This is a genomic window from Streptomyces sp. SA15, assembly GCF_002291145.1.
Taxonomy (GTDB): domain Bacteria; phylum Actinomycetota; class Actinomycetes; order Streptomycetales; family Streptomycetaceae; genus Streptomyces.
In genome coordinates this window covers 48,632-62,205 of record NZ_NTGE01000109.1, presented here as the reverse complement: position 1 = coordinate 62,205, position 13,574 = coordinate 48,632, and the positions used below count along the sequence as shown (strand labels likewise).

At 72.4% G+C, this 13,574-nt stretch carries 10 protein-coding genes; 5 read left to right on the top strand and 5 right to left on the bottom strand.

Annotation, left to right across the window (positions count from 1 at the left end; all coding sequences use genetic code 11):
* The first annotated feature begins 13 nt into the window (after positions 1–13).
* Positions 14–1,459 (top strand): PAS domain-containing protein, encoded by a 1,446-nt coding sequence (locus CLM62_RS24335; RefSeq protein ID WP_095752022.1) that lies wholly within the window; start codon positions 14–16, stop codon positions 1,457–1,459.
* An 11-nt stretch (positions 1,460–1,470) separates the two neighbouring features.
* On the opposite strand, the gene CLM62_RS24330 is transcribed toward CLM62_RS24335, so the two are convergent.
* Positions 1,471–2,226 carry an SIS domain-containing protein gene (locus CLM62_RS24330; protein WP_095752021.1) on the bottom strand — a complete coding sequence of 252 codons (756 nt, stop codon included), beginning with the start codon at positions 2,224–2,226 and terminating at the stop codon, positions 1,471–1,473.
* A 338-nt stretch (positions 2,227–2,564) separates the two neighbouring features.
* Between CLM62_RS24330 and CLM62_RS24325 the strand changes: the two genes are divergently transcribed.
* Together CLM62_RS24325 and CLM62_RS24320 are read left to right on the top strand one after the other, a co-directional pair.
* Positions 2,565–3,257 carry a metal-dependent transcriptional regulator gene (locus CLM62_RS24325; protein WP_095752020.1) on the top strand — a complete coding sequence of 231 codons (693 nt, stop codon included), beginning with the start codon at positions 2,565–2,567 and terminating at the stop codon, positions 3,255–3,257.
* 635 nt (positions 3,258–3,892) lie between these two features.
* On the top strand, positions 3,893–4,786 hold the full coding sequence (locus CLM62_RS24320; RefSeq protein ID WP_095752019.1) for an alpha/beta fold hydrolase: 894 nt from the start codon (positions 3,893–3,895) through the stop codon (positions 4,784–4,786).
* A 30-nt stretch (positions 4,787–4,816) separates the two neighbouring features.
* Here CLM62_RS24320 and CLM62_RS24315 read toward each other — a convergent pair whose 3' ends face one another.
* The 3 genes from CLM62_RS24315 to CLM62_RS24305 are packed head-to-tail and all read right to left on the bottom strand — an operon-like array spanning position 4,817 to position 7,906.
* Complete coding sequence (locus tag CLM62_RS24315; protein WP_095752018.1) at positions 4,817–6,418, bottom strand: transporter; 1,602 nt, start codon at positions 6,416–6,418, stop codon at positions 4,817–4,819.
* Positions 6,415–7,209 (bottom strand): ABC transporter ATP-binding protein, encoded by a 795-nt coding sequence (locus CLM62_RS24310; RefSeq protein WP_095752017.1) that lies wholly within the window; start codon positions 7,207–7,209, stop codon positions 6,415–6,417. The genes CLM62_RS24315 and CLM62_RS24310 overlap by 4 nt, the downstream gene beginning before the upstream one ends.
* Positions 7,210–7,243: 34 nt before the next feature.
* Positions 7,244–7,906 carry a bifunctional DNA primase/polymerase gene (locus CLM62_RS24305; RefSeq protein WP_095752016.1) on the bottom strand — a complete coding sequence of 221 codons (663 nt, stop codon included), beginning with the start codon at positions 7,904–7,906 and terminating at the stop codon, positions 7,244–7,246.
* Between the two features lie 553 nt (positions 7,907–8,459).
* On the opposite strand from CLM62_RS24305, the gene CLM62_RS24300 reads away from it, so the two are divergent.
* Complete coding sequence (locus CLM62_RS24300) at positions 8,460–9,845, top strand: transcriptional regulator (RefSeq protein WP_095752015.1); 1,386 nt, start codon at positions 8,460–8,462, stop codon at positions 9,843–9,845.
* Positions 9,846–10,080: 235 nt separating this feature from the next.
* Complete coding sequence (locus tag CLM62_RS24295; RefSeq protein WP_095752014.1) at positions 10,081–12,204, top strand: hypothetical protein; 2,124 nt, start codon at positions 10,081–10,083, stop codon at positions 12,202–12,204.
* A 39-nt stretch (positions 12,205–12,243) separates the two neighbouring features.
* Here the strand turns inward: CLM62_RS24295 and CLM62_RS24290 are convergent, their stop codons facing one another.
* A complete protein-coding gene (locus tag CLM62_RS24290; protein ID WP_095752073.1) occupies positions 12,244–13,548 on the bottom strand; it encodes an ABC transporter substrate-binding protein in 1,305 nt (434 codons plus the stop codon).
* Positions 13,549–13,574 lie beyond the last annotated feature (26 nt).

Here is a 13,574-nt window from a genome sequence, read left to right as displayed (position 1 = left end):
GCAGGGGGTCCAGGTGAGTGCTTCCCGGCGTAGTGGAATCACGGACGAACTCGGGCCGGAGCCCGGGCGGGACGGTCCGGAGGGCTCGGGTGGTTCGGAGGGCTCGGGTGGGTCCGATCTGCTCGCCGCGCTTCTGGACGGGATGGACGCTGCCCTGTGCGCGTTCGACGCGGACGGGGTGGTGACGCACTGGAATCGTGAGGCGGAGCGGATTCTGGGGTGGACCGCGGCCGAGGCCGTGGGGCGGCAGGGGCTCGCGGGGTGGGCGGTGCGCAGTGCGGATGCCGCGGAGGTCGAGGGGCGGCTGATGTCCGCCATGCACGCCCCGGGGCGGCAGGTGAACGAGTTCGCGCTGGTGACCAAGGACGGCGGGCGGGTGCTCGTACGGACGCAGTCGGCGGCCGTGCGGGGGCCCGACGGGAAGCCGGCGGGGGTGTACTGCGCGTTCAGTGAGGTGCACGCGCAGATCGACCTGGAGCGGTCGATCGCGTTGAGTGAGGCGCTGTTCGAGGACGCGAGCTGGGGTGTGGTGCTCGTCGACGCCGATCTGCGGCCGGCCGTGGTGAACGCGCATGCGGCGCGGGCGCTGGGGATCGGGCGTACGTCCGTGCTGGGGCGGCCTCTGGGGGAGTTGCTCGCGCAGGGTGTGGAGGAGTTGGAGAGCGCGCTCACACATGTGCTGGCGGAGGGCGCGCCGCCCGCGCCGGCGGAGATCTGGGTGAGTGTGCGGACGCCGGAGGGCGAGAAGCGGCGTTGCTGGCGTTGCGGGTTCGTGCGGCTGGCGTCGCCGCTCGCGGAGGAGCCGGTGCCGTTGGGTGTCGGCTGGCTGTTCCAGGATGTGACGGAGGCCAAGCAGGGCGAGCAGGAGGGGTCGCTGCTGCGGTTCCGTACGAATCAGTTGCACCGGGCGGCGCGGGCGGCCGCGGAGTGTGAGGACCCGGGGGAGGCGGCCACCGTTCATCTGGACTTCGCGCTGGCCGGGTTCGCCGACCATGCGCTGATCGACCGGGTGGCGGGTGGTTCGGTGGCGGACGGGGCGGAGGCGGGTTCGGTTCGGCTGGTGCGGGTGGCGGCGACGCCCTCCGGGGCGCCGGGGCCGAGTCTGATCACCGGGCAGGCCGGGTTGCCCGTGCGGTACGCGGAGGGGCATCCGGCGTTGCAGTGCGTGGACCGGGCCGGGTCGGTGCGGGCGAGCGTGGGGTCGGTGCCGGCGGCGGAGGCGCGGGAGTGGGCGCTGGCCCGGCAGTGGCCGGCGGACGCGGTGCACGCGCTGTGTGCGGTGTTGCGGAGTCGGGGGCGGACGTTGGGTGTCGTGACGTTTCTGCGGGGGGCCGGGCGGAGTCAGTTCGAGCGTGGGGACGCGGTGTACGCGGAGGATGTGGCGGTGCGGATCGCGTCCGCGCTGGATCTGGCCGAGGTGTTGGGGCGGGAAGCGGGGCGGGAGCTGGGTCAGGAATAGGGTCTTGCGGCTCAGCGGAGGTAGAAGATCCGGTCCCCGTACTGCTCCATGACCCGGGCGTTCCACTCGTGGCCCCCGTCGATGTTCCCCGATCGCAGCAATGGCGGTTCGATGCCCCGGTCGGCCAGGTTGCTCGCCGCCGTGGCCATGACCGCTTGGAGGATCGCCGAGGTGACGACCGTCGAGGCGGGCGCGAAGGGCGCCGGGATGGTGTCGAGGGTGAGTTCCGCGTCGCCGACCGTGATCTTCGAGTCGAGGACGATGTCGCAGTGGTCCTTGAGGTGCGTGCCGGAGACGTGCCGTGACGTCGTCTCGGTGGCGTACGCCACGGACGTCACGCCGATCACCTTCACGCCCAGGGCGTGGGCCTTGATGGCCATCTCCACGGGCAGCGCGTTGCGCCCGGAGAGGGAGATGATCACGAGGGTGTCGCCGGAGCGGAGGGGCGAGGAGTCCAGGACGGCGCTCGCGAGGCCGTCGACACGCTCGAGGGCGGAGCCGAGCGTGGCCGGCATGACGTCGACGCCGACGACGCCCGGGACGGCGAGCAGGTTCATCAGGGCGAGGCCGCCCGCGCGGTAGACGACGTCCTGCGCGGCGAGCGAGGAGTGTCCGGCGCCGAAGGCGAAGAGGCGGCCGCCGGAGGCGACGGTGTCGGCGAGGAGGGTGCCGGCCGCCTCGATGGCCTCGGCCTCCTCGTCCCGGACCCGTTGCAGCAGGCCGATCGCGGCGTCGAAGAACTGGCCGGACAGCTTGCCGTCGCTCATGCGGGGTCCCTTCGGAGCGTCAGATGTCTGGGGCGTCGTATCGAATGTCTGGGGCGTCGTATCCGAGTGCTGTCAGCGTCGCGTCTGTGGCGCAGATCACCGTGCGGTCTGGACCAGTGGGAGTCAATCGGGAGGCCGAGGGGATGTCAATCGGGAGGCCGAGGGGATGTCGATCGGGACGTCGATGCGGCGTCGATACGGCCGTGACAGCCCCGCCGTAACGTCTTGGTTTCCACGGCGCGGCACGGTTGTCAGTGGTATCCGGCAGAATTGATGTCAGGGCCAGCGCACGCGCCGAGAAGCTGTCGTGCTTCCGGCAATCTCATCAAGGGGCACGTATGTCCGGACTGATCGACACCACGGAGATGTACCTCCGCACCATCCTGGAGCTGGAGGAGGAAGGTGTGGTCCCCATGCGCGCCCGGATCGCCGAGCGGCTCGACCAGAGCGGGCCGACGGTCAGCCAGACGGTGGCGCGGATGGAGCGCGACGGCCTGGTGTCCGTCGCCAGTGACCGCCACCTGGAGCTGACGGACGAGGGCCGTCGGCTGGCCACGCGCGTGATGCGCAAGCACCGGCTCGCGGAGTGCCTGCTGGTCGACGTGATCGGTCTGGAGTGGGAGCAGGTGCACGCGGAGGCGTGTCGCTGGGAGCACGTGATGAGCGAGGCCGTCGAGCGTCGCGTGCTGGAGCTGCTGCGTCACCCGACCGAGTCGCCGTACGGCAACCCGATCCCGGGCCTGGAGGAGCTGGGTGAGAAGGACGGCGCGGACCCGTTCCTGGACGAGGGCATGGTGTCGCTCGCCGATCTCGACCCGGGGCTGGAGGGCAAGACGGTCGTCGTGCGCCGGATCGGCGAGCCGATCCAGACGGACGCGCAGCTGATGTACACGCTGCGTCGCGCGGGCGTGCAGCCCGGTTCGGTGGTGAGCGTGACGGAGTCGGCGGGCGGGGTGCTCGTGGGCAGCGGCGGTGAGGCGGCCGAGCTGGAGGCGGACATCGCCTCACACGTGTTCGTGGCCAAGCGCTGAGCGGCGCACCGCCGGACCGCCGCCGGGTGCCGGGGTCGTCAACTCCCGGGAGCGGTGGGGTAGTTGGGGTGCTCCCCTCGTTCTTGTATCCAATCCAAGATTCACTGTGCCGAATCGCAGCGCCGGGGCGTTTCCCGTGCGACGCTGTCGCGTGAGGCATATGACCTGAGGGGCTCTGGGGCGGGACGCGGCAGTGATGCCGTCCGGCCGGGGAGGGGGCGGGAAGATGTGCCGTAGAGACCGTAGAGACGGAGAGGGCCCCGGCGCCTTGTGGCGCCGGGGCCTGTCCTCCCCTGTGCTGACCCGGAGCCCCGAGCTCTCAGGGTCATTCCCCTCGGACCGGTTTCCCCGACCGGCCCGCCCCCCGCTGAAGATCTCCCCTCGGCGACGGCGATCATTCCTTGGGCGGGGTCACTCGAACGAGGGGTGTTGCTCGCAGAAGAGTCATCTTCGAATACGGGTTCGATAGTCTGCGGGTGACGAGTCGCGGGGGACGTCCGCTGGCACATACAGCGGGTTCGGCAGACACGGCAGGCAGGACGCGGTTCACAGGACGTGATTCACAGGACCGCCGCCTCGAGCGGAAGCGAGCGGGAACGAGCGGTCCGAGCGGAGCTAGGGGGGTGCCAGGACATATGGCGCGACGCATCGACGTGACCGGGGCGGGCGGCGTACGCCTCGCGGCCTGGGAGTTCGGCGACCCTCCCAAGACCGACCCGGCACCGGACCAGGGTCCCGCCGAGACCGAGCCGACGCCCGGTGTGCTCTTACTGCACGGCCTGATGGGCCGCGCCTCGCACTGGGCCTCCACCGCCCGCTGGCTCTCCGGGCGGCACCGAGCCGTCGCACTCGACCAGCGCGGCCACGGCCAGAGCGAAAAGCCCCCACGGGCCGCCTACACCCGCGAGGCGTACGTCGAGGACGCCGAAGCCGTCCTCGAGCAGCTCGGCCTCACGCCCGCCGTCCTCATCGGCCACGCCATGGGCGCCCTGACCGCTTGGCAGCTCGCCGCCAAACGCCCCGACCTGGTCCGCGGGCTGATCATCTGCGACATGCGGGCCTCCGCGCTCGGCGCGGCCTCGCAGCGCGAGTGGGAGAACTGGTTCAAGGCCTGGCCCGTCCCCTTCGCCACGCTCGCCGACGTCCGCAAGTGGTTCGGCGAGGACGACCCGTGGGTGGAGCGCCCGAACTCGTCCCGCGGCGAGTTCTACGCCGAGGTCATGCACGAGTCCCCCGACGGCTGGCGCCCGGTCTTCGAGCCGGAGCAGATGCTGGAGTCCCGCGAGACCTGGGTGTACGACGCGCACTGGGAGGAGCTCACCCAGGTGCAGTGCCCCGCCCTGGTCGTCCGCGGCCTCGACGGCGAGCTGGGCCGCGCGGAGGCCCAGGAGATGGTCCGCGTGCTGCCCCGCGGCCAGTACGCGGAGGTGGCCGACGCCGGCCACCTCGTGCACTACGACCAGCCGGAGGCCTGGCGCGCCGCCATCGAGCCCTTCCTCGACGGCCTCCTCACGGACCTCAAGGGCTGACGCCCCCCGCACGGCGCGCGCCCCGGGAGCTCACCCCTTGCTGACCGCCGTAAGAATCTCCGGCAGCTGCCGTGCCGTCCGCGGCGCCGCCATCCGCAGCCCCGCCACGGTGATCGCCGTCCCGTAGACCGCCCCCACCGGCAGCAGCAGCCAGGTCCACTCGTCGCCGCCGTCGCTCACGTTCAGCCAGATCGTCCCCACGATGACGGGGGCGCACAGCAGGGCGCCCCCGACCATCCCGCCGAGGATCGCCATGAAGGCGAGCCCGGACTGCCCGGGAGCGACGTTCTTGTAGCCCTCCTGCGGGATGGAGTACGGGAAGCGGGCGGAGGTCCACGCGCCGGTCGCCAGCATCGCGCCGAGCAGCGCGAAGGACAGTCCCAGCACCTCGGGCAGTTTCGGCCAGTCGCCGAGCAGGGCCGTCGTCAGGACGGTCACGAGTGTGGCGTACGGCAGCGTGATCACCAGCAGTGCCAGCGCCCGCGCCCGCAGCTCGACGTACGCGTCACGGGTCGAGGAGATCGTCATCGCGACCATCCAGAACGCGGACGTGTCCTGCCCGAACTGGTTGTACATCTGCACGCCGAGCATCCCGGCGGCGAAACAGGCGAAGTAGATCGAGCCGCTGCCCTGCACGGCGTTGAACACCGGCACGATCAGCCCGATGGCGAGGGACGTCACCCAGGCCGCCTTGGTCTTGGGGTCGCGCCACACATAGCGCAGGCTGCGCTCCATGACGGTGCCGGTACGGCCGCCGGGCAGCAGCCGGGACAGGCCCGTCAAGGTCCGCTCCCGGGCGCCCTTGGCGTCGATGGCCTGAAGGGTCGATCCGTCCGGCGCGGTCATCAGCCGGGTCAGATGCCGCGACCACACCGCCAGCAGCCCCGCCAACGCCAGGGCGGACAGGGCGAGCTGGAGGACGGCGACACCGTACGAGCCCTCGCTCGCGGAGTCCGCCGCCCCGATCGCCGACGCGGGCGGCACCCACTTCAGCACCTCGGCCGGCGCGTCGAGCTGGCCCAGCCCGCCGGAACTCAGCCGCTGCGCACCGAAGTTCACCACCTGCGCCCCGATCGCGACGACCAGCCCGCTCAGCACCGCCAGATCACGGCCCTTGCGGCTGCTCAGCAGCCGGATGTTGGCGGCGGCGACGGCCCGCGCGAGGGCCACGCAGACGAGCAGCGCGAGGACCACGCCGACGACGCCGACGACGTACGCCACACCCCCGTGGGCGACGGAGATCACCGATCCGGCCAGCATGCACAGCGTGAACAGCGGCCCGATGCCGACGAGCGAGGCCGCGAGCAGCGCCCGTACCAGCGGGCGGGGCCGCAGGGGCAGCATCACCAGGCGGGTGGGGTCGAGGGTCTCGTCGCCGCTGGGGAAGAACAGCGGCATCACCGCCCAGCCCACCGCCAGCACTCCCACGAGCGGCACGACCACGGACGCGGCGTGCTCGTGGCCGCGCAGCGCGATCAGCCCGATCAGCTGCAGCGCGGAGAAGAGCAGTACGGCGACGGCCGAGGCGATGTAGGCGGCCCGCCGCCCGCTGGACTGCCGTAGGCCATTGCGCAGCAGCGACAGCTTCAGCCGTACGACGACAGGGGTGATGGAAGCCGTCGTGGTGCTCATCGGGCCGCCCCGCCGCCCAGCCAGTCGAGGTGGGAGCCGGTGTCGCGGCCGTCCGCGCCGACGAGTTCGAGGAAGGCCCGCTGCAACGAGGGCGCCTCGCCGCGCACTTCCGCGAGAGGTCCGTGGGCGCGGATGCGGCCGGCGGCCATGACGGCCACCCAGTCGCACAGGGACTCGACGAGCTCCATCACATGGGAGGAGAAGACGACGGTGGCGCCGGACGCCGTGTACCGCTCGAGCACACCCCGGATGATCTGCGCGGACACCGGGTCGACGCCCTCGAACGGCTCGTCGAGGAACAGCACTTCGGGGTTGTGGAGGAGGGCGGTGGCGAGCCCGATCTTCTTTCGCATGCCGGTCGAGTAGTCGACGACGAGCTTGTGCTGGGCGCCGGACAGGTCGAGGACGTCCAGCAACTGTGTGGCCCGTTTGTCGACCTCGGCGCCGGGCAGTCCGCGCAACCGCCCCGAGTAGGCGAGGAGTTCGCGTCCGGACAGCCGCTCGAACAGCCTGAGGCCCTCCGGCAGCACGCCGATCCGCGCCTTCACCTCGACCGGGTCCCGCCACACGTCGTGCCCGACGACCTCGACGCTCCCCTGATCGGGCCGCAGCAGCCCGGTCACCATCGACAGCGTGGTGGTCTTCCCGGCCCCGTTCGGCCCGACGAGCCCGATGAACTTCCCCGCGGGCAGCTCCAGATCGATCCCGGCGACGGCGACCTGCTGCCCGAAACGCTTCCAGAGCCCTCGCACACGTACGGCGGCTGCACCCACCACTGCTCCCGACGTCATGGGTGAACCCTACGGTCCGGGAGCTTGCCCGAGGTTACCGATCCCGCCCGCACGCGTAGGCGAGCGGCGAGATCAACTCCTCCGCGTCCGGCAGCCACCGGTTGGCCGGCGTGGGACGGCAGGCCCACTGCACCGCCCCCGACGACCCGTACCGCGTGGGAGGCGCCGCGACGTACTCGCCCTCCCCGAGCGCGATCAGATCAAGGGACGAAGGGGACCAGCCCAGCTTGCGCACGAGATCCGGCACCTTCACCGACGCGCCCGGCAGCACGAAGAAGTGCATCCGGCGGTCCGGCGCCAGCGTCACCGGCCCCAGCGTCAACTCCATCCGCTCCATCCGCGCCAGCGCCAGGAACCCGGCCGTCTCCGGGACGGAAATCGCGTCGAACGTATGCCCGGTGGGCAGCAGGATCGACGCCGTCGGCTGCTTCTGCCACATCCGGCGCGCGACGGTCGCACTGCCGGTGGCCTGCGTCGCCCAGTCCCCGTGCGCCGCGTGCGCGCCGGGTGCGGCGCACGCGGCATCGCCGCACGAGCAGCGCTGCACCCCGTCGACGGCTTCCAGCCAAGTGCCGGGGACGACGTCCCAGTGGCGCTCCTCGGCGTAGCGAACGGCTGCGTCCAGCAGCGATTCCCCGCGCTGCTTCGGAATCTGAGCGGCTTCGGTGCCTGCGATCGTCTCTTCCACGCTGAACACAACTCCCTGCCCCACCTCGGGTTACGGCCAGGCCCTGTCGCCGGACTGACTTCTGCCTCGCGGCGCTGGCACGCACTCCCCCACGCTCGGCTGCGCTCGCGCGGGGGGACCCCCAGCCGCGTTGCCGAAAGGCCCGAGCAGCTCCGCTACTAGGACCTTTCGGCGCCTTGCGATCGCACGCTCCCCCACGCTCGAACCGAGCTCGCGCGGGGGGACCCCCATCGCCACCGCGAGGCCCGCCCTCCGGGCGGACGAAGCCAGTCCGGCGACAGGACCTCCGCGCGCGGGGGAGGAGCATTGATTCCCCATTTGGGGCGCATGGGTGCATGTGTGGGGGCGCGCAGGAGGAAGCACGGCCTGAGCTGGGTAGCCAGGAGTGGGGTCGGCATCCGCCTTTACCCCGGCAATCCTCGCAAGCCTCGCATTTTCGCTGTCTGGGTGGGGCATTGATCTTCACGGCCGGATCCTTTCGCTCGGCAGGCGAGGGGTGGGGCCGTGGAAGACACATCAACTCGGTGCGTGGGCAGGCACCGCAGCCACAGGGGGTTACGCCATGGCCGCAAGGCCTCTCGTCGCGCGGCAGCCGAACGAACGGCTGCAGGCGCTCATCCAGGAAGCGGGCTGCTCGAACGCAGGGCTGGCCCGCCGGGTCAACATGTGCGGCGCCGAGCACGGTCTCGATCTGCGGTACGACAAGACGTCCGTGGCGCGCTGGTTGCGCGGACAACAGCCACGTGGACGTGCCCCGGCGATCATCGCCGAGGCGCTCGGCCGCAAACTCGGCCGTACGGTCACGATCGACGAGATCGGCATGGCCAACGGCAAGAACCTCGCCTCGGGTGTCGGCCTGCAGTTCTCGCCGACGGTCCTGGGAGCCATCGAGCAGGTGTGTGAGCTGTGGCGCAGTGACGTGGGCCGCCGGGACTTTCTGTCCGGCTCCTCCGTCGCCGCCTCGGCGCTCGTCGAGCCCAGCCGCGACTGGCTGATCTCCTCGCCCGACTCACAGGTGGCCCGCTCGGCGGGACCGCGCGTGGGCCAGTCCGACGTGGCGGCCGTACGCGCGATGACCCAGGCGCTGGTCGACCTGGACCATCAGTACGGCAGCGGGCACGTGCGCCCGGTCGTCGTGCACTACCTCAACAGCGTCGTCTCCGGGCTGCTGGCGGGCTCCTACCGTGAGGCGGTCGGCCGCGACCTCTTCGCCGCGGTGGCCCGGCTGACCGAACTCGCGGGCTACATGGCCGTCGACACCGGCCAGCCCGGCCTCGCCCAGCGCTACTACATCCAGGCGCTGCGGCTCGCCCAGGCGGCGGGCGACCGCGGCTACGGCGGATACGTCCTCGCCGCATCCATGAGCCACCTCGCCGCGCAGCTCGGAAACCCGCGGGAGATCGCGCAGTTGGCGCGGGCGGCGCAGGAGGGGGCGCGTGGGCGCGTGACACCGCGCGCGGAGTCCATGTTCCACGCGGCGGAGGCGCGCGGGCACGCGCTGATGGGCGACGCGCGGGCCGCCCAGGTGGCGTCCGGGCGGGCGGTGAACGCCCTGGAGCAGGCCGACCCGGACACCGGGGACGACCCGGCGTGGATCGCGCACTTCGACGAGGCCTACCTGGCCGACGAGTTGGCGCATTGCCACCGGGACCTGGGACAGGCCGAGGCGGCGGCGCGGTGCGCGCAGGAGTCCCTGGCCGGGCACCCCGAGTCGCGGGCGCGCCGTAGGGCCATCGGCTATGTGTTGCTGGCCACCGCGCAGGTGCAGCAGCGGGAGGTGGAACAGGCCTGCAACACCGGTCTGAAGGCCGTGGAGTTGCTGGAGACCCTGCGGTCCAACCGGGGGGCCGAGTATCTGGAGGATTTCCAGCAGCGGCTGGATCCCTTCCGGGACGAGCCGGTGGTAAGGGAGTTCGGAGCGCGGATGGAGCTCCAGGCGGCCGCGTGAAAGCGGAAGCTGCGGGGACGTGAACGGCCGGGAAACGAAGGTCTGGGGCGCGAAGGGGGGCTATATACAGCGGATGGGGGCCCGGTTCTGTCACCGCTTTGTCACCGTGGTCGCGGTGATCTGTTACGGCGGTCACAGCGACGCAGGTCAGGTCCTTGACTGCGTGGCACCGGGCTCTGGGGACCCGGTAGCGTGAGCCGACGATTCCGAAGGTCCCCCATTAGTAGGAGTCCCGGTGACGCAGAGTGGACAGGGCGAGGAGCCCTCGCCGCGCGAGGCGCGCGAAGGCATCGTGCTGCCCTCCGACGGCGGGGAACCCCTGCTGCCGGGTATGACGGGCGGATACGGCGGCCGACCGGCCGGCGGTCACAACGTTCCGGCGCCCGGCGCCCCGTCCGGGCCCACATCCGGCCCGGCCTCGGCCCCGCCCGGCGGCCAGTCCTGGGGCACCCCGTGGGGCCCCGACCAGCACCAGACCCCGGCCCCACCCCCGGGCCAGGGCTGGTCGACGCAGTCTGCCCAGCCCTGGAACTCCGCCGATCAGACACCGCCTCCCGCCTGGGGCAGCACGCCGGAAGCGCAGGGGGGCATACCCCAGCAGGGGGCTCAGGGATCGACGTACGGCACCGAGGGGTACGGGTCTGCGGCGGCGGGCGGCGGGGGTTATGGCTCGGGCGGCGGCGATCGCTCGCTGCCGGGTGCGGGACATGACGGCTCGGGTGGCGGTGGTTACGGCTCCATGCCGTCGGAGGGGTACCGGGGCCAGGGTGACGGTGGTTACGGCTCCTTGCCGCCCACAGGGCACGGTGCGTACGGCGCTTCCGGCGGTGGAGCGCCTCTGCCGTCCGCAGGGCACGACGGTGGGCCGGGCGCCGGCGGTTACGGCTCGGGTGGCGGTGACGGCTCGCTGCCGCCTGCCGGGCACGGTGGCCCTGGCGCGTACGGGCCTTCCGGCGGTGGGGCACCTCTGCCCCCCGTAGCGCAGAACGGTGGGCCGTTGCCGTCCGCCGGGGGCTACGGCTTTCCCGCCGGCGGGGCTCCGCTGCCCGCAGGCCCCGGTGACTCGAACGGCTACCTCCCGGCCACCAGACAGAGCGCGCCCGGCTCCGCCCCGCTGCCGGCCGCCGACGAGGGCGCCACCCAGTACATACCCCCGGTCCCGGCCGCTCCCGCCGCGGACGACGGGGCCACCCAGTACCTGCGGACCGCCCCCGCACCCGCCGACGAGGGAGCGACGCAGTACCTCCCGCCGGTGGGCCCCGGGGCGCTGCCGCCCGAGGTGAACGCCCAATCGTCCGCCCAATCGTCCGCGGAATCGCCCTCCGAGTCGACGCAGATCCTCCGCCGTGCGCGCCGAGGCGGCCCCCGGCCCGGAGCGGCAGCTCAGCCCTCCTCCGGCCCCGGCCCCATGCCGTCCCCCGGCCCGTTGCCGCCCGCCGCCGGCCCGGACGCCGAGGCCACGCAGTACATACCGCCCGTGCCCGGGCAGCAGCCCGCCGGGGCGGCGTACGGCGGGGACCGGCAGACTCCCGCCGAGTTCGACAACCTCTTCCGCAGCGAGCCGGGCGGCCCGGCCGCCACCCAGCAACTGCCGTACCTCCAGCAGCCCGAGGCCGCGCCCGGCGCGCAGCCGCCGTACGCGCAGCCGCCGTACGCGCAGCCGCCGTACGCGCAGCCGCCGTACGCCGGCCCGCCCTCCGCGTACGACGACGGCGGGGGCCGAGGCCGCCGAGGCGGATCGCGCGTGCCTCTCATCGCCGCCGTCGGCATCGGTATCGCCGTCCTCGGTATCGGCGCGGGCGCGCTGCTCGCGGGCGGGGGCGACGACAAGGGCGACGACAAGAACCAGACCGTCTCCGCGACCGCCCCGGCGACCGACGGGTCGGCCTCGCCGTCCGCCGACCCGGCGAAGCAGCAGGCCGTCGCCCTGGACAAGCTGCTCGCGGACAGTGGCGACAGCCGGACCTCGGTGATCAACGCGGTGGCCCACGTGAAGGCGTGCAAGAGCCTGGGCCAGGCGGCCAAGGACCTGCGTGCCGCGGCCGGGCAGCGCAACGGCCTGGTGACCCGCCTGTCCGCCCTCTCGGTCGACAAGCTGCCGAACCACGCCGCGCTGAGCGATGCCCTCACCAAGGCGTGGAAGGCGTCCGCGTCGGCCGACAACCACTACGCGGCCTGGGCCGACCAGGCGGCCGGCAAGAAGGGCTGCAGGAAGGGCCAGGCCCGTGTCACCGGGCAGACCCAGGCGGGCAACCGGGCGAGCGGCACCGCCAGCGCCGAGAAGGTCAAGGCGGCCCAGCTGTGGAACGCGATCGCGAAGACGTACGGCCTGACCCAGCGCCAGCCGGTCCAGCTCTGACCCGGACCTGACCGGAGGGGGCCGGAGCCGCCCGGCCCCTCAGTTCACTTCGGCGTTCCGCAGCGTGGCCGTCACGTCGGTGAAGCCCTTCTTGGCCGACACCAGCCGACCCTGCCGTACCAACTGCAGGGTCACGTCGGTGTTGACCAGGCGTGGGAAGCCGACGGCGGCCAGCGGACCCTGGAACCGCCACTGGAGCGGCGGCGTCAGTCCGCCCGTGCTGACCTTGATTCCGTTGTCCAGGGCCTTGCGCACGCTGTCGGCGGACACCTCACCGTCGCCCAGCGACTCGACGACCTTCTGGAACACGGTGTACGCGATCCATGTGGTCTGCACACCGGCGTCCGCCGCGTCGATGCGGTTGTCGCCGAAGGCCTTCTCGCTGATGACCTCCTTCATCGGGTCCCAGCGGGCGTCCGTCTCCACCGGGTACCAGCCGGTGATGTACGACCCCTCGTACGGACCGGACTGCCCGCCGGAGGCGTCGATCCCCGTCTGGTCGACGTCGCCGAGCACCGTGCCGGTGCGCACGGCGGGGTAGTCGTCGCGGGCGCGGCGGAAGGAGTCCATGAAGGTGCCGGTGCGGTCGCCGAGCGCGGGCACCACGCAGCCCTTCTTCTCCAGGTCGGTGGTGGTGCTCTCGAGCGCCTGTTCCGACTGCTCGGAGTACTCGGTGGCGTCGTCCGCCGCCCGCAGGTCCCGCGCGTCCTCGTGCCCGCCCGCCTTCAGGCCGGAGTCGAGCAGACCCGGCAGCTCGTCGCCCGCGATGGTGTCGGGCCGTACCAGCGCGACGGGACCGCAGCCGGCGAGCGACTTGCCGAGACCGGCCAGGAGCGCGGGCTGGCCGCCGTTGACGGGGTAGGAGAGCGGGCTGGTGAACTCGGCGCTGGTGACGCCGTAGCCGCCTATGTACGGGATGCCTGCGCCCTCCAGGGGCGGGAAGAAGGAGTCGGAGTGCTGGCTGTAGGAGCCGACGACCGCGACGACGTTCTCCTTGACCGCGCGCCGCGCGCACCGGGCGGCGGCCACACTGTCGTTGCGCTCGTTGCAGGTCAGTACGGTGAGCTCGCGGCCGTTGATGCCGCCGCGGGAGTTGACCCAGCGGGCGTAGGCCTGGGCGAACGCGGGCATGCCGGGTTTGTTGGTCGCGTTGGTGTCCTGCGGGGCCCAGGTCATCACCTTGATCGGGTCGTCCCCGGAACCCCCCGTGGTACCGGGGACGACCCCGCATCCGGCGGCGAGCGACGCACACGCCACCAGCGCCCCCGTGGCGAGGGCGGCGGCCCGGACGGGTCGGGTGAACGTGGGGAGGATGGTGCGTCGATTGCGTCGCCTGCTGGCCATGGACAGACACGCTTCCGCCACATCGC